Here is a 21,153-nt window from a genome sequence, read left to right on the forward strand (position 1 = left end):
AGAATACCACCTCAACACGTCATATGATACGTTTATTTATTTACGCCGCCTTAGCCTTGTTTTTAAAGGGGAAACTATTATTGTAACTTTTTAAGAATGTAATATAAGTCCTTGTAGTCATTGGAAATTTTTACTAAAAAGGCCTTGCGTTGCCAAAATCTTTGTCTTAAAGTGGAGCTTAGTGGTGAAAAGTGGGGAGTTGGGGATTTCCACAGAAATCTGGCAAGGGGATGGGTTTGATGTTTCAGGGTGCCGCTGCGTTAAGTCTCGATGTCAAAGGTCGACTCGCCATTCCGGCGCGTCACCGGGAGGCGCTCGTAGCCGCATCGGCTGGACAATTGGTTCTGACCGCTCACCCGCATCGTTGCCTGCTGCTTTACCCGGCGGCTGCCTGGGAGCCCATTCGTGACAAGGTGCTGGCGACATCCAGCCTGAATCTTCAATCGGCCGGCATCAAGCGGCTGCTAGTCGGTAACGCACGCGAAGAAACCATGGATTCCACCGGCCGGCTACTGATCGCCCCCGAGTTGCGCCAGTTTGCCCAATTGGAAAAGCAGGTCTGGCTGGTCGGTCAGGGCAGCCATTTTGAAATCTGGTCGGATGCCGGCTGGCAGAATCAGCAGGAAGTTTTCTTTGCCATGGGCGATCAGATGTTGCCGCCGGGTCTTGAGGATCTGGCGCTGTGAGCGTTGTCTCGCCGCATCAGACGGTGTTGTTGCAGGAGGCAGTAGAGGCGCTGGCGGTAAAACCCTCCGGAACTTACGTCGATTGCACCTTCGGTCGCGGCGGACATAGTCGCGCGATTCTTGAACGTCTTGGTCCGAACGGCCGGCTACTGGCCTTGGATCGCGACCCGCAGGCAGTGGCGGCGGCCCGTGAAATCAACGATCAACGATTGACCATCTTGCACCACAGTTTCGGCGAACTCGCTGTAGCGGTGCGGCAGGCGGGTATTGAGGCGGTGGATGGGTTACTCCTGGATATCGGAGTCTCTTCACCGCAGCTCGATGAAGGGGGGCGGGGCTTCAGCTTTCGCTTCGACGCGCCGCTCGACATGCGCATGGATACCACGCAGGGCGAGACTGCTGCTTCGTTTCTGGCGATTGCCGGAATAAAAGAAATCACGGAGGTCATTAGAAACTATGGCGAAGAACGGTTTGCTTTCCAGATTGCAAAGAAGATTGTGGCTGCTCGGAGCGAGCGGCCTGTTGCAACCACGGGCGAACTTGCCGCGCTTGTACGCGAGGCCGTGCGGACCCGCGAGCCCGGCCAGGATCCGGCGACGCGTACCTTTCAAGCTCTACGGATTCACATCAATCAAGAGCTCGAGCAACTGGCGCTAGTTTTGCCACAGGCGATGGATAGCCTGAAGTGTGGCGGACGGCTGGTGGTGATCAGCTTTCATTCGCTCGAAGATCGCATCGTCAAGCGCTTCATGCGCGACCAGGCGGCGCTGGACAATTTGCCGAAAAACCTTCCCTTACGCTCCATCGACCTCCCGCCACCCAAGCTGCGTCTGGTTGGCAAGCCGATCAAGGCGGCTGTGGGCGAGATTGCGGCCAATCCCCGGGCGCGCAGTGCCGTGATGCGTGTTGCTGAAAAAATGTTCGGCGAAAATTTGGCTGGAGGGCGGGTCTGAAATGGTTCGCTTCAACATCCTGCTGCTCCTTGCCACGTTGATCTGCGCCCTCAGTGTGGTGACCTCGCAGCACAAGGCGCGCAAGCTCTTTCAGGCGCTGGAGAGCGAACAGGATCGCGCCAAGCAGCTCGATGTGGAGTTTGGCCAGTTGCAACTGGAGTTATCGACCTGGGCGACGTCGCCGCGCATCGAAAAAATCGCCCGCGACAAACTCAAGATGAAAACGCCTGAAGTGACAAAAATAATCACCGTCAATTCCGGAGGTTCGTCGCGATGATGAACTTCAAGGGTGCACGGGCACACAAGTTCGCCGAAAGTCCGATACTGAAATTGCGTTTGCCGGCCTGGCGTTCGCGCCTGATGGCGCTGCTTATCCTGACCTGCTTTGCCGTGCTCATCGGCCGTTCGTTCTATCTGCAAATCCTTAACAACGATTTTCTGCAGGAGAAGGGCGATTCGCGCTATCGGCGTGATCTTGAAATCTCGGCCTCGCGTGGCCGCATCGCCGACCGTAATGGCGACGTACTGGCGATTTCAACGCCGATGAAGTCGGTCTGGGCGATTCCTGCCGATGCCCGCCTGACGCCACAACAGACCAGACAGCTTGCTGGCCTGCTCGAAATGGACGAGAAGGATCTGTCGCGCAAGTTGGCCAGCGACAAGTCTTTTGTCTTTTTGCGCCGCCAGTTGCCGCCCGATGTGGGTGAGAAGGTGGCGTCACTGAAGCTGCCGGGTGTCGGCCTTGACAAGGAGTACCGTCGTTACTATCCGAGCGGCGAAATGACCGCGCATATGGTTGGTTTCACCGGTGTTGACGACAAGGGTCTTGAAGGCGTCGAACTGGCTTTTCAAGGCCAGTTGCTGGGCTACTCCGGAAGCCGTACCGTGATCAAGGACCGGCGCGGTCAGATCGTCGAGGACGTGGGCTCGATCAAACTGCCGCAGGATGGCAAGGACATCCATCTGGCGCTGGATTCCAAGATTCAGTATCTGGCCTACAGCTATTTGAAGCAGTCGATTGTCGACAACAAGGCCAAGGCCGGCGGTGTCGTGGTGATTGACGCCAAGACTGGCGAAATCCTGGCGCTGGCCAACTGGCCAACCTACAACCCGAACAATCGCGAGCGCCTGTCGGGCGCCCAGTTGCGCAACCGCGCCGTGACCGACACCTTCGAGCCCGGCTCGACGTTGAAGCCATTCACCATTGCCCTGGCGATGGATAGTGGCAAGGTACGTTTCGACACCATCATCAATTGCGCACCAGGCAGGCTGACAATCGGCAGCGCAACGATATCCGATGCGCATCCGCATGGCGCACTGACCGTGGCACAAGTGATCCAGAAGTCGTCCAACGTCGGCGCGGCCAAAATCGCCGCCATGCTGCCGTCGCACCAGATGTGGGACATGTTCGATGCCATCGGCTTCGGGCAGGTATCGCGCCTCGGGTTTCCCGGTGAAGTGAGCGGTCGCTTGCGCCCCTGGAAGACCTGGCGCCCGATCGAACAGGCGACAATGGCCTACGGCCATGGCATTTCGGTTTCCCTGCTGCAACTGGCGCGTGCCTACACCGTTTTTGCCCGCGACGGCGACATGATCCCGCTGACACTGACCAAACTGGATTCGCTGCCCCTCGGTATGACTCCAGTGTTCAGTCAGCAGACAGCGCACGAGGTGCGTGCCATGCTCGAAATGGCCGTACAGCCGGGCGGGACCGCACCGAAAGCCCAGATTCCAGGCTATCGCGTCGGCGGCAAGACGGGAACCGCTTACAAACTGGAAGGTGGCCAGTACGCCAAAAAATATATTGCTTCTTTTGTTGGCTTTGCCCCGGTGTCGGACCCGCGCCTGATCGTTGCTGTCATGATCGACGAGCCAGGCGGTGCCCAGCACTATGGTGGCGATGTCGCCGGTCCGGTGTTCGCCGGGGTGATGGGGGGCTCGTTGCGTACCCTGGGTATTGCGCCGGATGCTGCCATGCAGGTGGCACAGAGTGGCAATGTGGCGAAAGCTCCTGCCGCCAAGGAGAAGCTGTGAGCCGTGTTGCCACGCCTTTCTTGTCCAGTACACCGGCCGCTGTCATTCAGCAACTGGCAGTGCTCGGAGTGCAGCCTTCCGGCGTGGCCGATGACAGTCGTCAGGTCCGCCCCGGTGATCTGTTCATCGCCTATCCTGGCGATCTGGCCGACGGGCGCCAATTTATCGCCGACGCCATCGCGCGTGGTGCTTCTGCCGTGCTTTGGGAATCCGGGGACGATTTCGCCTGGAACAACGAATGGCGCATTGCCAATCTGTCGGCCAGCCGCTTGCGTCAGCTCTGCGGACCTCTGGCGCATGCGCTTACCGGCCGGCCGAGCGAGCGGCTGTCGCTGATTGCCATCACCGGCACCAACGGCAAAACCACTATCAGCCAGTGGCTTGGCAGTACGCATCCGTGCCATTGCGCGATCATCGGCACGCTCGGTGCAGGATTCTCCGGTCAATTGGCCGAGACCGGATTCACGACGCCCGAAGCGGCAATGCTGACGCGCTATCTTGCAGAATTTGCCGCGGCTGAAGCGCATGCCTGTGCACTGGAAGCCAGTTCAATCGGCATTGAAGAGGGCCGTCTCGACGGAGCTCGGGTCGATGTGGCCGTATTTACCAACCTCACGCGCGACCATCTCGACTACCACGGCACCATGGAGCGCTACGCCGCAACCAAGGAGAGGCTGTTCACCTGGCCACGTCTGCGCCTGGCGGTGATCAATCTCGACGATTCATTTGGTGCGCAATTGGCTGGTCGAACTACGGCAACTAAAGTGCTCGGTTACACCCTCGTAGGGGCACGGCGCGCCGTGCCCGTACAAGCAGTAGTACGCGCCGAGAATGTTGAGGAAACCATCAATGGCCTGCGTTTCCTTCTTTGTGCGCCAAACGGTCGGGCGCTGGTCGAGACCGGATTGCTCGGTCGCTACAACGTCTCCAATTTGCTGGCAGTGGCGGCGGTGCTGATCGACGCCGGCTTGACGCCGGAAGAGGTAGCCGCCCGCTTCGCCGAACTGCCTTCGCCGCCGGGACGGCTGGAAAAAGTCGGGGGAATCAACGAGCCATTGGTTGTCGTTGATTATTCGCATACGCCCGATGCGCTGGAAAGCGCCCTGCGTGCGCTTCGTGGTGTAGCCAGTGCACGCGGTGCCGGCCTGGTCGCCGTGTTCGGTTGCGGTGGTGATCGGGATCGCGGAAAGCGTCCGCTGATGGGTGAAATTGCGACGCAACTTGCCGACCGCGTGGTACTGACCAGCGACAACCCGCGCAGCGAAGATGCTTCCGCGATTCTCGACGAAATCCGTGTGGCCGCGCCGACCGCCGAAGTCATCGTTGACCGCGCTGAGGCCATTCGTCGAACGATTCTTGCTGCGCATCCGGCGGACGTGGTTTTGCTGGCCGGCAAGGGGCACGAGCCGTATCAGGAAATAGCCGGCGTGCGCCGCCCCTTCTCGGATGTTGCAGAAGCGCGGTCGGCACTTGCCGCCCGACAGGAGAGTAGTCAATGAGCGTGATGATGGATCTCCTTGCTGCCGCTGCGGCGATGGCCGGCAAGCCAGTAGGCGATAACGTGCCATTCTCTGGCGTATCAACCGATAGCCGGAAGATCGCCGCCGGAGACCTGTTCATCGCACTGCGTGGCGACCATTTCGACGGTCATGAATTCGTCGCCGCCGTCAAAGCGCAAGGGGCAGCGGCGGCCGTGGTGGCTTCCGATGCGGCCGAGAGCCTTGAAGAAATCGGTCTGCCGCTGATTGTGGTTGCCGACACGCGGCTGGCCCTTGGTGCGCTGGCCACCGATTGGCGCGCCCGTTTCTCGCTGCCGATGATTGCCGTGACCGGCAGCAATGGCAAAACAACTACCAAGGAAATGATCGCCAGCATCCTGAAGGTGGCTTTTGGCGATGCCGTTCTCGTTACCCAGGGCAATTTCAATAACGACATCGGCTTGCCGCTGACGCTGCTCAAGCTGAACGCCACTCATCGTGCCGCCATCATCGAGATGGGGATGAATCATCCGGGGGAAATTGCCTATCTCACCCGCATCGCCCGGCCAACGGTGGGGCTGGTGACCAATGCCCAGCGTGCACATCTGGCCGGAATGGGAACGATCGAGACGATTGCCACTGAAAAGGGCAGCCTTTTCATGGGGCTTGCCAAGCCGGGAGTCGCTGTCTTCAACGCCGACGACCCGTGGGCCGATTTGTGGCGTGCGCAAAGTGCCGGTCGCAGTGTAATGAACTTTTCTTTTGAACGGGACGCGGATGTTACCGGGCGTTACCAGGCGCGCGGGCTGGAAAACCGCCTGGCCATCTCGGCTCAAGGCGAACAGATTGAAGTCGTGCTGACCTTGCCGGGAGCGCACAACGCCCGTAATGCCGTTGGCGCCGCCACGGCCGCACTGGCCGCCGGAATCCCGCTGGCGACCGTGCGCGAAGGACTGCTTGCTTTCCGTGGCATCAAAGGCCGTCTGCAGCGGCGAACCGGCCTGAATGGGGCAATCCTGCTCGACGACACCTATAACGCCAATCCGGATTCGGTGCGTGCCGGCATTGATGTGCTGGCGGCGACCATCGGCAAAAAGATTCTAGTCCTTGGCGACATGGGCGAGATCGGCGACATGACCGGCCAGTTCCATGACGAGGTTGGCGGCTATGCCAAGAGCCAGGGCATCGATCTTCTGCTGGCTTTCGGTGAATCGAGTGTTCTGGCCGTCCACAATTTTGGTTCGGGCGGTCAGCACTTCAAGAAAATTGAAGACCTGATCGCGGCCCTGGCCGGCGAGTTGACGCCAGAGACGACCGTACTCGTCAAGGGCTCGCGCTTCATGCGCATGGAGCGTGTGGCCGACGCAGTCACCGCGCCGCAAGCCGAAGGGGGCGAATAATGCTGCTGATGCTGGCGCAATGGCTGGGGCAGGACATACGCGGGTTCAATGTGTTCGGCTATATCACGTTGCGCACCGTGCTGGCGGCGATGACGGCGCTGATCATTTCCTTTGTTGCCGGACCTGGCGTCATCCGCTGGCTGGCGGCCAAAAAGATCGGGCAAGCCGTTCGCCAGGATGGCCCGCAGACGCACCTCGTCAAGTCCGGCACCCCGACCATGGGCGGCGCCCTGATCATTATCGCCATCGGCATCACCACCCTGCTGTGGGCCGATCTCAGCAACCGATACGTGTGGGTGGTGCTGATCGTCACCTTGGGCTTTGGCGCCATCGGCTGGTACGACGACTGGAGAAAAGTGGTTTATCGCGACCCGAAAGGGCTGGCCAGTCGCTGGAAGTATTTCTGGCAATCCGTCATCGGGCTGGTGGTAGCAATCTTTCTGGCCATGACCGCGACGGTTCCGGCGCAACTGGAATTGATCGTTCCCTTCTTCAAGACCGTGACCTACCCGCTCGGAATATTCGGATTCATCACCCTGACCTATCTGGTTATCGTCGGCACCAGCAACGCGGTGAACCTGACCGACGGCCTTGACGGTCTGGCCATCATGCCGACCGTGATGATCGCCGGTGCGTTAGCCATCTTCGCCTACGTCGCCGGCAGCGCGGTCTTTTCGAAATACCTGCTGATGCCCTACATTCCGGGAGCCGGCGAACTGGCCGTTTTTCTCGGAGCGATGGCCGGCGCCGGCTTGGGTTTCCTGTGGTTCAACGCCTACCCGGCCGAAGTGTTCATGGGCGACGTTGGCGCACTGGCACTGGGCGGCGCTCTAGGCACGGTGGCCGTGATCGTACGTCAGGAAATCGTTCTCGCCATCATGGGCGGCGTCTTTGTCGCCGAAACACTGTCGGTGGCGGCTCAGGTTCTCTATTTCAAATATACCGGCGGCAAGCGGATCTTCCGCATGGCGCCGCTGCATCACCACTATGAACTCGGCGGCTGGAAAGAAACCCAGGTCGTCGTCCGTTTCTGGATCATCACCATCATGCTGGTGCTGATCGGTCTTTCCACATTGAAGATCCGCTGAAATGAATCTTCACGGCAAACACGTTCTGGTCATCGGTCTCGGCGAGACCGGACTGGCCATGGCCAAATGGCTCACCCGCCAGGGCGCCGTGGTGCGTGTTGCCGACAGTCGCTTGCAGCCGCCCAACGTGGACGCCCTGCGCCGGGTTGCGCCGCAAGCCGAGTTACTGGCAGGCCCCTTTGTCGAAGCCGCCTTTTCCGGGATCGACCTGATCGCCATCTCACCCGGCGTGCCGGTCCAGGAGCCGCAGGTAAAGGCCGCCGCAGAGCGCGGCATTCCGCTGGTATCTGAAATCGAACTGTTCGCCTGGGGCGTGCATGAACTGACAGCGCAGGCGAAAGTGATCGCCATCACCGGCAGCAATGGCAAGACGACGACTACCGCACTGGTCGGCGCACTTTGCGCCGCCGCCGGACGCCGGGTTGCCGTGGCCGGCAACATCAGCCCAGCGGCGCTTGATGCGCTGATGCACGCGATCGATACCAATACGTTGCCTGAAATCTGGGTGCTTGAACTCTCCAGCTTCCAGCTCGAAACCACGCACACACTTAATCCTGACGCCGCGACGGTGCTCAATGTCAGCGAGGATCACCTCGACCGCTACACCGGCATGGGCGACTACACGGCGGCCAAGGAACGTGTTTTCAAAGGGCGTGGCATCATGGTGCTGAACCGCGATGACGACCGCAGCCTCGGCGCCGGCCGCTGCGGCCGCAAACTGCTCACCTTCGGGCTCAATGCGGCGCCACGCTCGGTCGATTATGGCCTGGCCGATGGCTGGTTGATGCGCGGCAATGAAAAGCTGATTGCACTCAACGCACTGAAACTGGCTGGCCTGCACAACGCGGCCAACGCCATGGCGGCGCTGGCCTTGTGCGAGGCAGTGGGCATCGAGCCGCGCACTGTGCTGCCAGCGCTGGCCGGGTTCACGGGGCTGGCGCATCGGGTTGCTTTCGTCGCTGAATTCAATGGCGTCTCCTACTACGACGACTCCAAGGGGACCAACGTTGGCGCTACCCTTGCTGCGGTTCAGGGCATGGGCCGTAAAGTGGCGATCATTCTCGGCGGCGAAGGCAAGGAGCAGGACTTCTCGCCGCTCAGGCTGGCGCTTGCCGAGCATGGGCGAGCCGTAGCCCTGATCGGACGTGATGCCGGCCTGATCGCTGCGGCCATAGATGGTTGTGAAGTTCCAATAAAACACTTCACCGGCATGGACGAAGCCGTCCGCTGGTGCGCAGCACAGGCCCAGACCGGTGATGCGGTCCTGCTCTCGCCGGCCTGTGCCAGCCTGGATATGTTCCGCAATTACGCCCATCGCGCCGAAGTATTCATCGACGCGGTGCACGGTCTGCAAAGCGAGACGGCATCATGATGCCCGCACTTGACGCTCCCCGCCGGATGCCTGCAGAAGTGGATATGACCCTCTTGTGGAGTGGCCTGATTCTGCTGCTGATCGGCATGGTAATGGTCTATTCAGCGTCGATCGCCATTGCTGAGGTGGGACGTTTTACCGGCAACCACCCGACCTATTTTCTCGTCCGTCACGGCGTCTTTCTGGCCATCGGGCTGGTAGCGGCTGCGTTTGCCTTCCAGGTTCCGCTATCGACCTGGCAACATCTGGCGCCCTGGCTTTTTGTCGCCGGCTTCGTGCTGCTGGCGCTGGTCCTGATTCCGGGCATCGGTCGTGAAGTCAATGGCGCCCGCCGCTGGCTGTCACTCGGCATCATCAACCTGCAACCTTCCGAGTTGATGAAACTGTTTGCCGTGCTCTACGCCGCCGACTATACGGTACGCAAGATGCCGCACATGCATGATCTGAAGAAAGCTTTCCTGCCGATGGCTGGTGCCATGGTGATGGTCGGTATTTTCTTGCTCAAGGAACCCGATTTCGGCGCCTTCGTGGTGATCATTTCGATCGCGATTGGCATTCTTTTCCTGGGTGGCATGCGGGCGCGTCTGTTTGCCATTCTGATCGTCGTGCTGGTTGTCGCCTTTGCCGTGTTGATCATCGTTTCTCCCTACCGCCGTGACCGCATCTTCGGATTCATGGACCCCTGGGCCGATGCCTTCGGTCGCGGTTATCAGCTTTCGCATGCGCTGATTGCCTTCGGGCGAGGCGAGTTGCTGGGGGTCGGCCTGGGTGCCAGCGTCGAGAAACTGTTTTACCTGCCCGAAGCGCATACCGACTTCCTGTTGGCGGTGATTGCTGAAGAACTTGGCTTCGCCGGCATCGTCGTGGTCATCGTCCTGTTTGGCCTGCTCATCCAGCGCGCTTTCGTCATCGGCCGTCAGGCAGTGGCGCTTGATCGCCTGTATCCGGCCCTGGTGGCGCAAGGCATCGGCATCTGGATCGGCATCCAGAGTTTCATCAACATGGGCGTCAATATGGGTTTGCTGCCGACCAAGGGGCTGACTTTGCCGCTCATGAGTTTCGGAGGTTCGGGAATTCTTGCCAACTGCGTTGCGCTGGCGATCCTGCTCAGGGTTGACTGGGAAAACAGGCAGCTCATGCGAGGTGGCAAGCTATGAGTAGCATAGTCAAGAGTGAAGAGATAAGAGTGAAGAGTGAGGCCGGCGAAGAATCGACTTCCTCTTCACGCCTCACGCCTGACTCCTCACCGACCTTGCTGGTCATGGCCGGCGGTACCGGTGGACATGTATTCCCCGGTCTGGCGGTCGCCGATCTTCTGAAAAGCCGCGGCTGGAATGTTGTCTGGATGGGTAATCCGGACAGCATGGAGGCCAGACTGGTGCCGGCGCGTGGCTACGAAATGGCCTGGGTCCGCTTCGGCGCGCTACGCGGCAAGGGATTGCTGCGCAAATTGCTGCTCCCCTTGTCGTTGCTCTCGGGCTTCTGGCAAGCGTTGCGCGAGATTCGCCGGATCAAGCCGGATGTGGTGCTGGGCATGGGCGGTTACATCAGCTTCCCGGGCGGCATGATGGCCGTCTTGCTGGGTCGCCCGCTGGTGGTTCACGAACAGAATTCGATCGCCGGCCTGGCTAACCGGGTGCTGGCCAAGGTCGCGACGCGCGTTGTTTGCGGCTTCCCGGATGCATTGCCGAACAGCGCGTGGCTTGGCAATCCCGTACGTTCTGAAATCGCTCACCTGCCTGATCCGGCAGAGCGCTTCACCGGGCAGGCTGCCGACGAAAACTCGCCCATCCATCTGCTGGTGCTCGGCGGCAGCCTCGGTGCCGCTGCCCTCAACGAGATGGTGCCAAAAGGGCTTGGGCTGCTACCTGAAGAGGAGCGGCCGCAGGTAGTCCATCAAGCTGGAGAAAAGCATCTGGAACAATTGCAGCAAAACTACCAGGCGACCGGCGTGCAGGCGCACTGCGTGGCTTTCATCGAAGACATGGCGGGTGCTTACGAATGGGCTGATCTGGTGATCTGTCGGGCGGGTGCGCTAACCGTTGCCGAACTGGCGGCAGCCGGCGTCGCCAGCATTCTGGTGCCTTTCCCGCACGCGGTGGATGACCATCAAACTGCCAATGCGAAATTTCTCGCTTCAGTTGGCGGCGCCATCCTGTTGCCGCAAAACGAAATGACCCCGGAATCGATCAGCCTGATCCGCAACTACACGCGCGGTCAGTTGCACCAGATGGCTGAGCGCGCGCGCGCCATGGCCAAGCCTGAGGCGGCAGCAGCGGTTGCGGCAGTGTGTGAAGAATTGAACAAGGCAAGTAAAAAATGAAACATAAAGTCAAGAATATCCATTTCGTCGGCATCGGCGGTTCGGGCATGAGCGGCATTGCCGAAGTGCTGGCCAACCTCGGTTTCGGCGTCAGCGGCTCGGACCTGGCCGACAACGCGACGACCCGGCGTCTGGCTGGCCTTGGTGTCCGCACCATGCTTGGCCATGACGAACAGAACGTCATCGGTGCCGATGCGGTCGTTGTTTCAACGGCGGTCAAGGCCGACAATCCGGAAGTGCTGGCTGCTCGCAGCCGCAAGATACCGGTCGTACCGCGTGCCCAGATGCTGGCCGAACTGATGCGTCTCAAGCAGGGGATTGCGATTGCCGGTACGCACGGAAAAACAACGACAACCAGTCTGGTCGCCTCGATTCTGGCTGAAAGCGGCATGGACCCGACCTTCGTTATCGGTGGCCGGCTCAACGCAGCAGGCGCCAATGCGCGCCTTGGTTCCGGCGACTTTATCGTGGTCGAGGCCGATGAGTCCGATGCTTCCTTCCTGTTCCTGTCGCCGGTGATTTCGATTGTGACCAACATCGACGCCGATCACATGGAAACCTACGGGCATGATTTTGGCCGCCTCAAGCAGGCCTTTGTCGACTTCCTGCAGCGTCTGCCGTTTTACGGCGTCGCCGTGCTCTGCGCCGACGATGCCAATGTGCGCGAAATCATGCCGCAGATATCCAAGCAGATCGTCACCTATGGACTCGATGCCACAGCCAATGTGCATGCCGAGAATGTGGTGGCCTCCGATGGCCAGATGAAGTTCGATTGCGTGCGCGTCAATGGCAGCATCAGCCGCTTCCCGGTGACACTCAACCTGCCCGGCATGCACAACGTTCTGAACGCGCTGGCGGCGATTGCCGTGGCCAGCGAAGTTGGCGTTTCCGACGCCGCCATCGCCAAGGCGCTGGACGAGTTCAAGGGCGTTGGCCGCCGCTTCCAGCGTTACGGCGAAGTCCCGATTGCCAGCGGCGGAAGTTTCACGCTGGTCGATGACTACGGCCATCATCCGGCTGAAATGAAGGCGACCATCGCCGCTGCCCGTGGCGCCTTCCCCGGACGTCGATTGATGCTGGCCTTCCAGCCGCATCGCTACACGCGGACACGCGACTGTTTCGAGGATTTTGTCAGTGTGCTGAGCTGTGTCGATGCCCTGGTGCTGGCCGAAGTCTATGCCGCCGGCGAACTACCGATCGTGGCTGCGGATGCCCGTGCGCTGGCCCGTGCGCTACGTGTGGCGGGCAGGATCGAACCGGTTTTTGTCGAGAACATCACCGACATGCCGCAAGCCATTCTGGATGTCGCCCGTGACGGTGACGTGGTGATAACGATGGGCGCCGGCTCGATTGGTGCTGTACCCGGAAAGTTGGTGCAGGTTTGATGAACGAAACCTCCTTCAACGCAGAGGGCGCAGAGGCGCAGAGAACGCGGAGATTGATTAATGTTTTTCTCTGCGCCCTTTGCGCCTCTGCGTACTCTGCGTCGAAAGCGGTTAAAGGGTTTTACAAATGAACGATTTCGGAAAAGTAGCCGTTCTTCTCGGTGGCAAGTCTGCCGAGCGCGAGGTGTCGCTGAATAGTGGCTCGCGCGTACTGGCGGCGTTGCAGCGTCAGGGCATTGATGCCCATCCCTTTGATCCGGCCGAGCGAAAGCTCGATGAACTGGCGGCATTCGATCGCGCCTTCATCGCCCTGCACGGTCGTTTCGGCGAGGACGGAACGATCCAGGGCGCGCTTGAGTTGATGCACATTCCTTACACGGGCAGCGGCGTGATGGCCTCCGCCGTGGGTATGGACAAGTGGCGTACTAAATTGCTGTGGCGTTCGGTTGGCCTGGCGATTCCGGACTTCGTCATGCTCGACGTGCGAAGCGATTTCGCTGCTGTGGAGAAACAGCTTGGGCTGCCGCTGTTTGTCAAACCGGCCTGCGAAGGTTCGTCGATCGGCGTTTCGATGGTGCGTCAGCCGGGTGAACTGCGCGCCGCCTGGCTGGAAGCGGCGAAACACGATCCGCTGGTGATCGCCGAGCAAGGCGTCCTCGGCGGCGAATACACCGTTGCCATTCTTGGCGATGAAGCGCTGCCGATCATCAAGATTGAACCGGCCACCGAGTTTTATGACTACGAAGCAAAGTATCTGCGCGATGACACGGCCTACCGTTGCCCCTGCGGCTTGTCCGAAGCGCGCGAACTCGAACTGCGTGCACAGGCGCTGGAAGCATTTCGCGTGCTCGGATGCCGTGGTTGGGGGCGTGTTGATTTTCTGATGGATGCGCAAGGCAATGCTTACTTCCTGGAAGTGAATACCTCGCCTGGTATGACAGATCACTCGCTGGTGCCGATGGCCGCGCGGGTCGCCGGAATTTCCTACGAGCAACTGGTTGTGCGCGTGCTGGCACTGGCCACTTCGGGATGATCGATGTGGAACAAACCGCAACTGATGACCGCCGTTTCCGATCTGCTCTTCGTGGCAGCCGCGGCTGCATTGCTGGTTGCGGTGGTGGTCTGGAGCGCGCGCCTGCCCTGGTTCCCGCTGCGCGAAGTGGTCGTTACCAGCGAATTGCGGGAAGTCCGGCACAGCGACGTGGAGCGCTCGCTCTCCGGCCGTCTGCGCGGGAATTTCTTCAGCATCAATCTGGAGGCCGTGCGCCAGTCACTGGAACAATTGCCGTGGGTGCGGCGTGCAGATGTGCGGCGTCAATGGCCATCGCGCATCGAAGTGAGTCTCGAGGAGCACGTTCCTGTCGCCTTCTGGGGGCAGGCAACAGGCCAGTTGGTGAACTCCTACGGCGAGGTCTTTGCTGCGGCAATGAGCGTCGCGCCGACGGAGCCAATGCCTTTGCTGGTTGGACCTTCAGGCCTGGCACCGGAAATGCTGAGCCAATATCAGGAAGCCGAGGAAGTGCTCAAGCCGATCGGAAGGGTGCCGCGCGCTCTGAATGTCTCGCCGCGTCTCGCCGTGCAGTTCCGGCTGGACGACGGAATGATCGTCGAATTGGGACGGCAGCAAGCGAAGGCGCCGGTGCGCCAGCGTCTGGAGCGGTTCGTCGAGCATTACTCCAGTGTATTGACCGCCGCCAGGCAGCGGCCAAGCGGCTCTGCACTTCCGGTGGTCGTCGTGGATATGCGATATCCGAATGGTTATGCGCTGCGCGTCAATGTGTTGGCTGCAGCGCCTGAAACTGAAAGCAAAGGGAAGCCATGAGCAGGGATAGCAAGGACATCATCGTCGGTCTCGATATCGGTACGTCAAAGATCGTCGCGCTGGTTGCCGAAGTCAGTCCGGAAGGACGGATCAACATCATCGGCATGGGGTCGCAGGACTCCCGGGGGCTGAAGAAAGGTGTCGTCGTCAATATCGAGGATACCGTCGCAACCATTTCGCGCGTGCTTCAGGAAGTAGAGTTGATGGCGGACTGCAAGGTCAAGGATGTGTATACCGGAATCGCCGGCAGTCACATCAAGAGCTTCAATTCGAACGGCATGGTGGCGATCAAGGATAAGGAAGTGACGCCGATGGATGTCGACCGCGTCATCGAGACGGCGCGCGCCATGCCGATTCCGGCCGATCAGGAAATCCTGCACATCCTGACGCAGGAATTCATCATCGATGACCAGGATGGAATCCGCGAGCCGATCGGCATGAGCGGGTTCCGCCTTGAAGTGAAAGTGCATATCGTGACCGGGGCGGTTTCTGCGGCGCAGAACATCGTCAAGTGCGTACGCCGCTGCGGTCTGGAAGTGAATGATCTGGTGCTGCAACCCTTGGCGTCAAGCTACGCCGTGCTTTCCGAAGACGAGAAAGATCTGGGCATCTGCCTCATCGATATCGGCGGCGGCACGACGGACCTGGCAATCTGGACGCAGGGCGCCATTCGCCACACGTCGGTCATTCCGATTGCCGGCGACCAGATTACCAACGACATCGCCATGGCGCTGCGCACCCCGACGCGTGAAGCGGAAGACATCAAGCGCAAGTTCGGCTGTGCGCTTTCGGATCTGGCCGATCCGGAGGACGTTCTTGATGTGGCTGGTGTTGATGAACGGCCATCGCGCAAGTTGTCGCGCCGGGCATTGGCCGATGTGATCCAGCCCCGCGTCGAGGAGTTGTTCGAGTTGATTCAGGCCGAACTGCGCCGTTCGGGTTTCGAGGAGGTGCTGTCCTCCGGCATCGTGCTGACCGGAGGCTCGTCGGTGATGCCGGGAATGATCGAGCTTGGCGAAGAGGTTTTCCATATGCCGGTACGCCTGGGCATACCGAAGTATCACGGCGCACTTGCCGATGTTGTGCAAAGCCCGCGTTTTGCTACTGCCTGCGGTCTGCTGCTTGAAGCGCAGACGCAAAGGAAACGCGGCTTGAAGGTTCGAGAAACACGGGATGTAAAGCAGGTGTTCAGCAGGATGAAGTCCTGGCTGGAAAAGAATTTTTAACCATTTTTATCGGTTTTTTGCGGAGGAGAGTGAAATGTTTGAAATCATCGAAAAGGAAGAAGTCATTAGCGATTGGGGTACGGTGATCAAGGTGATCGGCATTGGTGGTGCCGGTGGCAACGCGGTAGATCACATGATTCGCGAGGGCGTAATGGGCGTCGAGTTTCTTGCGGCAAACACCGATGCTCAAGCACTCAAGCGTAGCGTAGCGCACAAGAAAATCCGTTTGGGCAAGACCGGCCTGGGCGCGGGCGCCAAGCCTGAAGCGGGGCGCGATGCGGCTCTTGAAGAGCGCGCCCATATTGCCGAGTCGCTCAAGGGCGCGCACATGGTCTTCATTACGGCCGGGATGGGCGGCGGCACAGGAACCGGGGCCGGACCGATCATTGCCGAAGTGGCTCGTGAACTCGGCATCCTGACGGTAGCCGTGGTGACCAAGCCGTTCGGGTTTGAAGGCAAGCGACTTAAGGTGGCCGAAGCCGGCATCGCCGAGTTGCAAAAGCACGTGGATTCGCTGATCGTTATCCTCAACGACAGATTGATGGATGTGCTCGGTGACGATGTTTCCATGGATGATGCCTTCAAGGCGGCGGATAACGTGCTGCGTAACGCCGTTGGCGGCATCGCCGAGATCATCAATTTCCCGGGACTGGTCAACGTCGACTTCGAAGACGTGCGGACCGTAATGGGCGAAATGGGCATGGCCATGATGGGTTCGGCCAACGCCTCCGGCGTCGATCGCGCACGCATCGCCGCCGAGCAGGCGGTAGCCTCGCCACTGCTCGAAGGCATTAATCTCTCCGGTGCCAAAGGCGTGCTGGTGAACATCACCTCGACACGTGGCCTGAAGATGAAGGAAGTGAACGAAGTGATGAACACCGTCCGCGCCTTCGCCGCCGATGACGCCCATATCATCTTCGGTGCGGTGTACGACGAGAGCATGGGCGAGGAAATTCGCGTCACTGTTGTCGCCACCGGACTTGGGCAGGCCCAGGCGAAAAGGCAGCCTTTCGAGGTGATCAACACACCGGTCATGCAGGCGACTGGAACCAATGGCGGTTACGCGCACTCAAGCTCGCAGGGCATCGATTACAGCCAACTGGATGTTCCTGCTGTCGTACGCAAGGGGCGTAGCACAACGGTTGAGGCACTGGCCAATAGCGGTGTCGATCGTTACGATATTCCAGCCTTCCTCAGAAAACAGGCAGACTGAATCCGAAAATCCGACTCTCCTTCGGAAGGGTATTGGCTGGGTTTCGGCCAGCCGGAGCACGCTCCGGCTGTGCTACAATGAGCCAATTCCCCGTTTTATCAAATACATGCTAAAACAACGCACCCTTAAAGCACTGATTCGGGCCTCTGGTGTTGGCCTGCATTCGGGCGTCAAAGTCAATATGGCGCTGCGTCCGGCGGCTCCGAATACAGGTATCGTCTTTCGTCGTGTCGATCTTGATCCGGTTGTCGATCTGCCGGCGTCGGCACTGCTGGTCGGTGACACGCGCATGTGTTCCTGCCTGGAACTCGATGGCGCCAAAGTAGGAACTATTGAGCACCTGATGTCGGCTTTTGCCGGTCTGGGCATCGACAATGCGTTTGTCGATCTGGATGCGGCTGAACTGCCGATACTTGACGGATCGGCTTCGCCCTTTGTTTTCCTGATTCAGTCTGCCGGTATCGAAGAGCAGCCGGTGGCCAAGAAGTTCATACGCATCAAGCGCCCGATTGAAGTGCGCGAGAGTGAAAAATCCGGGGATAAATGGGCGCGGTTCGAGCCTTACGAAGGATTCAAGCTCAAATTTTCCATCGTTTTCAACCATCCGGCCATTAACCGGACCGGGCAGGAAGTCACCATCGATTTCGCCGAGCATTCCTATGTTCGCGAAGTGGCCCGTGCCCGTACCTTCGGCTTCATGCAGGAAGTCGAGTGGCTGCGTGAAAACGGCCTGGCTCAAGGCGGTGGCCTGGACAACGCGGTGGTGCTCGACGAATACCGGGTGCTTAACGCCGACGGGCTGCGTTACCCGGACGAATTCGTCAAGCACAAGGTGCTCGATGCCATCGGCGACCTCTATCTGCTCGGTCATCCATTGCTGGCCTCCTTCACGGCACACAAGTCGGGGCACGCGCTGAACAACGCACTGGCGCGCGAGTTGCTGGCCAATCCTGATGCCTGGGAATATGTCTCTTTCGAAGATCAGGCGCAGGCGCCGCAAGCCGTTGCCCGCTGGCTGGCACTGCCAGCCTTCCAGTAACGAGGCTTAAGCCGTGTGGCTGCTACGCTTGCTGGCCGTATTGACGTTGATTTCCGTCGCGGTTGGCGTGGTGTCTTTCCTGCTGACCCGAGATTCCAGGTACTTGCAGTTCGCATGGCGACTTTTCCGCTACGCATTGATTGTCGCGATGCTGGTTTTCGCCTTGCTGATTCTCGAGCGGGTTGCCGTTATTCCTGTTTAGCCGCACGCTCCAGCAAGTTCTCCAGAGCCATCCTTAATGGAGAGGCGGGCAATGAGTCGCGCAAGCCTTCAAGTTCCCGGCTGGCTCTCGAGCTCAACGGTTTCTGTGTGGAAGCCCTTGATTGCGTGTCGATTTTACGGGCTTGCACTTTGACCTGAACGCCGTTACACTCGACCCCCAACTTAGAAAAACCATCGGCCATCGTGGGCGCCAACTGGCGCAACTTGGCAGCGACCGCGCCATTATTGGCGTGAATAACAATAATTCCTGATTTGTAATTGGCCAGACTACTTGCCAGGCCTAAGTGTTCTGGCGCAATCTTTTGGTAGAGATCTGTCAGTTTGATGAGCAGTCGTGCGTGAGCCAAAACCTTGGCGGCGCCGTCGGCTGATTCAAGAAAGTTTTCGAGTGATTTTTGCATCGGGAACTTCGAGGGGAGGCAGCTTGCATATTATTCTCGTATCCAACCGTCTGGCAACCGCCAAGACACTGAATGTCACTGCCCGTCTGTTGTTGGCGGTAGTGGCTGGCTTGATATTCCTGTCTTTTGCGACCTCATTCCTGTTTTCCTGGGTGGGTGTTCGTTTCAACATGCCGTTTGCCGAAGATCTTGTGGCGGCAGTTCAGCAGATTCATAACCGCAAGACTGAAGCGTACGTGCGGGATAACATCACTACGATGGCCGTCAAGCTGGGGGAAATGCAGGCTCAGTTGATGCGTCTGGATTCGCTGGGTGAGCGTATATCAAAGCTCTCTGGTGTCAATGCCCCGAAACAGGAGGTAATTGGCAAGGGCGGCCAGGGAGGCCCGCTGATTCATGCATCGCAAGCGCTTGCTGCGAATGAACTACAGCGCGAGATTGACCGTCTGGCGTTGATTGTGGAAGATCGCAGTGACACGCTGACCGCACTTGAGTCGCAACTCATGGAGCGGCGTATCAAAAGCAACCTGCTGCCGACCATGGTTCCGATCCATGCGGACCGTGTTGGCTCAACCTTCGGCTACCGTCTTGATCCGATTGCCGGTGTTGGTGCTGTACATGAAGGCATTGATTTTGTCGCCGAGCAGGGGACGCGAGTCATTGCTTCCGCGGGTGGGGTCGTGATGACTTCCGAATATCATGCGCAGTACGGAAACATGATCGAGATTGATCATGGCAATGACTTTTCCTCGCGTTATGCACATCTCTCGAAGCTCAACGTCAAGACCGGGCAGGTCGTCAAGCGCGGCCAAATCATTGGTGCCAGCGGCAATACCGGCCGATCAACGGGGTCGCACCTGCATTTCGAAGTGCGTTTCAAGGGCGCTGCGCAGAACCCGTCACGTTTTCTGCAGCAGGGTACGCAGATGGCGCTTAACTCAGCGGCGGATTCGAAACCGGGATCCCCGCCAGTCAGGGCCGCAGCACCTCAAAAAAATTCACGGGCCACGGTCACCTTCAACGCTCCGCGCTAGGGAAATGTTGATTCAACGACGGACGGTCAATCCGGCGCGCCCGATAACTGAGGATTTGTCAAGGCGATTTTGTTACCTTGCGCGCCAACCTTGTTTTTTGGCGAGCCCAGAGCATTGGTGCGGGCGCGCAACTGGCCACAGCCGCCGTCGATGTCCTGCCCGGCCGAATCGCGCAGCCGGGTCACGATGCCGCGCTGATGCAACTGCCCGGCCAGTTCAACGGCACGTGCCAGCGCGGGGCGCTTAAAGTCGAGGCCATTAACGGTGTTGTAGGGAATGAAGTTCATCATCGCGTACTTGCCGGCGAGCAGTTTGACGATCCCCTCCATTTCATCTTCACTGTCATTGACGCCTTCGAGCAGGGTCCATTGATACTGGATCGGATAGCCGGTTGACCGTGCGTAGTGTTCGCCAAGGTCGACGAGTTCGACCGGGTCGATGCGCGGCGCACGGGGGAGCAGTTTGGCACGCAGTTCGGCATCGGTCGTATGCAGGGATAAGGCCAGCGCCGGTTTCACATTGCCGAGCGGCAACCGTTCGAACACTCGCCGGTCGCCAACGGTCGAGAAGACAAGATTCTTGTGCCCGATGGCCCCCGCCGTGCCGAGCAGTTCGATCGCTTCGAGAACGTTGTCCATGTTGTGCGCCGGCTCACCCATGCCCATGAACACCACTTTTCTGACCGCCCGCCGGCTACGGGCGAGCACTACCTGGGCGATGATTTCGGCACTGCCGAGCTGACGCAGCAGACCGTTACGACCAGTCATGCAGAAAACGCAACCGACCGCACAACCGACCTGGGTCGACACGCACAGACCAGCGCGCGGCAGCAGCACATTCTCCACTGTCTGCCCGTCGGCCAGTTCGACCAGCAGACGCGCCGAACCGTCCGCGCCAGGGTGTTCTGATCGCAGGCGGGCCAGCCCCTGCAATTCGATGTTCAAGGCAGGGAGAGCGTTGCGCACCTCCAGCGGGAGAAAATCCTCCGGCCGCTGTCGGCGCGCACCACTATCCAGGGCACGCGCCTGCAGCCAGGCGCGCAGTACGCGTTGCTCGTGGCAAGATTTGGCGCCGTGGTCGCGCAGGTGCTGACGGATTTGTTCAATGAGCATGGGAGCCGAATGCTAGCACCCCCCGCCGCCGCAAAAGTAAAAACAGTTGCGGCGGCGATCCACAATGACTCGTCTATCTGGTCTAAATAAAACTCAGCTCAACTGCTGGATTCCGGAAATAACCCAGCCCTGGCTCCCCTCTACCGGCTTGCTCAGATTCCAGACTTCATCGAAGGGCGCGGCAGCCGCACCGACCGCTTCGCGAATCATTCCGCTGAAATGCACGCTGGCGATATGGCGGTTGGCTTCGGTCGTCACTTCAAGCAGTTCCGCATTCAAGGTGACGACGTCGGTCTGTTGCGGGGCATTGCCGCGTTCATCCAATTGCATCCTGATCTCGGCAAACAGTTCGGGGCCGACGAATT

The 21,153-nt window shown here is 59.5% G+C and carries 21 protein-coding genes; 18 read left to right on the forward strand and 3 right to left on the reverse strand.

Annotated features, from left to right (window positions below; genetic code table 11):
- The first annotated feature begins 239 nt into the window (after nucleotides 1-239).
- The 17 genes from mraZ (at nucleotide 240) to ACOYNV_RS18280 (ending at nucleotide 18,221) form a co-directional block, all read left to right on the forward strand.
- The gene (gene mraZ / locus ACOYNV_RS18200; RefSeq protein WP_422901240.1) at nucleotides 240-686 is read left to right on the forward strand and encodes a division/cell wall cluster transcriptional repressor MraZ; all 447 of its coding nucleotides are present in this window, start codon (nucleotides 240-242) and stop codon (nucleotides 684-686) included.
- The gene (gene rsmH / locus ACOYNV_RS18205) at nucleotides 683-1,639 is read left to right on the forward strand and encodes a 16S rRNA (cytosine(1402)-N(4))-methyltransferase RsmH (RefSeq protein WP_422901222.1); all 957 of its coding nucleotides are present in this window, start codon (nucleotides 683-685) and stop codon (nucleotides 1,637-1,639) included. The genes mraZ and rsmH overlap by 4 nt, the downstream gene beginning before the upstream one ends.
- Nucleotide 1,640: 1 nt before the next feature.
- On the forward strand, nucleotides 1,641-1,916 hold the full coding sequence (gene ftsL / locus ACOYNV_RS18210; protein WP_422901223.1) for a cell division protein FtsL: 276 nt from the start codon (nucleotides 1,641-1,643) through the stop codon (nucleotides 1,914-1,916).
- Nucleotides 1,913-3,673: a peptidoglycan D,D-transpeptidase FtsI family protein gene (locus ACOYNV_RS18215; protein WP_422901224.1), complete on the forward strand. Its 1,761-nt coding sequence runs from the start codon at nucleotides 1,913-1,915 to the stop codon at nucleotides 3,671-3,673. The genes ftsL and ACOYNV_RS18215 overlap by 4 nt, the downstream gene beginning before the upstream one ends.
- Nucleotides 3,670-5,172, forward strand: coding sequence for a UDP-N-acetylmuramoyl-L-alanyl-D-glutamate--2,6-diaminopimelate ligase (locus tag ACOYNV_RS18220; RefSeq protein ID WP_422901225.1), 1,503 nt, complete (start codon nucleotides 3,670-3,672; stop codon nucleotides 5,170-5,172). The genes ACOYNV_RS18215 and ACOYNV_RS18220 overlap by 4 nt, the downstream gene beginning before the upstream one ends.
- A gap of 5 nt (nucleotides 5,173-5,177) precedes the next feature.
- Nucleotides 5,178-6,551, forward strand: coding sequence for a UDP-N-acetylmuramoyl-tripeptide--D-alanyl-D-alanine ligase (locus ACOYNV_RS18225; protein ID WP_422901241.1), 1,374 nt, complete (start codon nucleotides 5,178-5,180; stop codon nucleotides 6,549-6,551).
- A complete protein-coding gene (mraY, locus tag ACOYNV_RS18230) occupies nucleotides 6,551-7,639 on the forward strand; it encodes a phospho-N-acetylmuramoyl-pentapeptide-transferase (protein ID WP_422901226.1) in 1,089 nt (362 codons plus the stop codon). Before ACOYNV_RS18225 ends, mraY begins: the two co-directional genes overlap by 1 nt.
- 1 nt (nucleotide 7,640) lies before the next feature.
- Complete coding sequence (murD, locus tag ACOYNV_RS18235; protein WP_422901227.1) at nucleotides 7,641-9,011, forward strand: UDP-N-acetylmuramoyl-L-alanine--D-glutamate ligase; 1,371 nt, start codon at nucleotides 7,641-7,643, stop codon at nucleotides 9,009-9,011.
- Nucleotides 9,008-10,168 carry a putative lipid II flippase FtsW gene (ftsW, locus tag ACOYNV_RS18240; protein ID WP_422901228.1) on the forward strand — a complete coding sequence of 387 codons (1,161 nt, stop codon included), beginning with the start codon at nucleotides 9,008-9,010 and terminating at the stop codon, nucleotides 10,166-10,168. The genes murD and ftsW overlap by 4 nt, the downstream gene beginning before the upstream one ends.
- A 104-nt stretch (nucleotides 10,169-10,272) precedes the next feature.
- On the forward strand, nucleotides 10,273-11,334 hold the full coding sequence (gene murG, locus ACOYNV_RS18245; protein WP_422901242.1) for an undecaprenyldiphospho-muramoylpentapeptide beta-N-acetylglucosaminyltransferase: 1,062 nt from the start codon (nucleotides 10,273-10,275) through the stop codon (nucleotides 11,332-11,334).
- Nucleotides 11,331-12,719, forward strand: a complete 1,389-nt coding sequence (murC, locus tag ACOYNV_RS18250) for a UDP-N-acetylmuramate--L-alanine ligase (protein ID WP_422901229.1) — start codon at nucleotides 11,331-11,333, stop codon at nucleotides 12,717-12,719. The genes murG and murC overlap by 4 nt, the downstream gene beginning before the upstream one ends.
- A gap of 127 nt (nucleotides 12,720-12,846) precedes the next feature.
- Nucleotides 12,847-13,752, forward strand: a complete 906-nt coding sequence (locus ACOYNV_RS18255; protein WP_422901230.1) for a D-alanine--D-alanine ligase — start codon at nucleotides 12,847-12,849, stop codon at nucleotides 13,750-13,752.
- A gap of 3 nt (nucleotides 13,753-13,755) precedes the next feature.
- Entirely contained in the window at nucleotides 13,756-14,541 is a 786-nt protein-coding gene (locus ACOYNV_RS18260; RefSeq protein WP_422901231.1) for a cell division protein FtsQ/DivIB, read from the forward strand.
- Nucleotides 14,538-15,767, forward strand: a complete 1,230-nt coding sequence (gene ftsA / locus ACOYNV_RS18265; RefSeq protein ID WP_422901232.1) for a cell division protein FtsA — start codon at nucleotides 14,538-14,540, stop codon at nucleotides 15,765-15,767. Before ACOYNV_RS18260 ends, ftsA begins: the two co-directional genes overlap by 4 nt.
- Before the next feature lie 34 nt (nucleotides 15,768-15,801).
- A complete protein-coding gene (gene ftsZ / locus ACOYNV_RS18270) occupies nucleotides 15,802-16,980 on the forward strand; it encodes a cell division protein FtsZ (RefSeq protein ID WP_422901233.1) in 1,179 nt (392 codons plus the stop codon).
- A 106-nt stretch (nucleotides 16,981-17,086) separates the two neighbouring features.
- Nucleotides 17,087-18,019 carry a UDP-3-O-acyl-N-acetylglucosamine deacetylase gene (lpxC, locus tag ACOYNV_RS18275; protein WP_422901234.1) on the forward strand — a complete coding sequence of 311 codons (933 nt, stop codon included), beginning with the start codon at nucleotides 17,087-17,089 and terminating at the stop codon, nucleotides 18,017-18,019.
- Nucleotides 18,020-18,032: 13 nt separating this feature from the next.
- The gene (locus tag ACOYNV_RS18280; protein WP_422901235.1) at nucleotides 18,033-18,221 is read left to right on the forward strand and encodes a hypothetical protein; all 189 of its coding nucleotides are present in this window, start codon (nucleotides 18,033-18,035) and stop codon (nucleotides 18,219-18,221) included.
- On the opposite strand, the gene ACOYNV_RS18285 is transcribed toward ACOYNV_RS18280, so the two are convergent.
- The gene (locus ACOYNV_RS18285) at nucleotides 18,208-18,642 is read right to left on the reverse strand and encodes a DciA family protein (protein ID WP_422901236.1); all 435 of its coding nucleotides are present in this window, start codon (nucleotides 18,640-18,642) and stop codon (nucleotides 18,208-18,210) included. The two genes, ACOYNV_RS18280 and ACOYNV_RS18285, sit on opposite strands and share 14 nt — an antisense overlap.
- A gap of 23 nt (nucleotides 18,643-18,665) precedes the next feature.
- Between ACOYNV_RS18285 and ACOYNV_RS18290 the strand changes: the two genes are divergently transcribed.
- Nucleotides 18,666-19,676, forward strand: coding sequence for a M23 family metallopeptidase (locus ACOYNV_RS18290; RefSeq protein WP_422901237.1), 1,011 nt, complete (start codon nucleotides 18,666-18,668; stop codon nucleotides 19,674-19,676).
- A gap of 26 nt (nucleotides 19,677-19,702) precedes the next feature.
- On the opposite strand, the gene ACOYNV_RS18295 is transcribed toward ACOYNV_RS18290, so the two are convergent.
- Together ACOYNV_RS18295 and ACOYNV_RS18300 are read right to left on the reverse strand one after the other, a co-directional pair.
- The gene (locus ACOYNV_RS18295) at nucleotides 19,703-20,788 is read right to left on the reverse strand and encodes an RNA methyltransferase (protein WP_422901238.1); all 1,086 of its coding nucleotides are present in this window, start codon (nucleotides 20,786-20,788) and stop codon (nucleotides 19,703-19,705) included.
- 93 nt (nucleotides 20,789-20,881) lie between these two features.
- The coding region (locus ACOYNV_RS18300; RefSeq protein ID WP_422901239.1) for a Tim44 domain-containing protein at nucleotides 20,882-21,153 on the reverse strand (272 nt) is incomplete at its 5' end.

The organism is Propionivibrio sp., assembly GCF_049316945.1.
GTDB lineage: Bacteria > Pseudomonadota > Gammaproteobacteria > Burkholderiales > Rhodocyclaceae > Propionivibrio.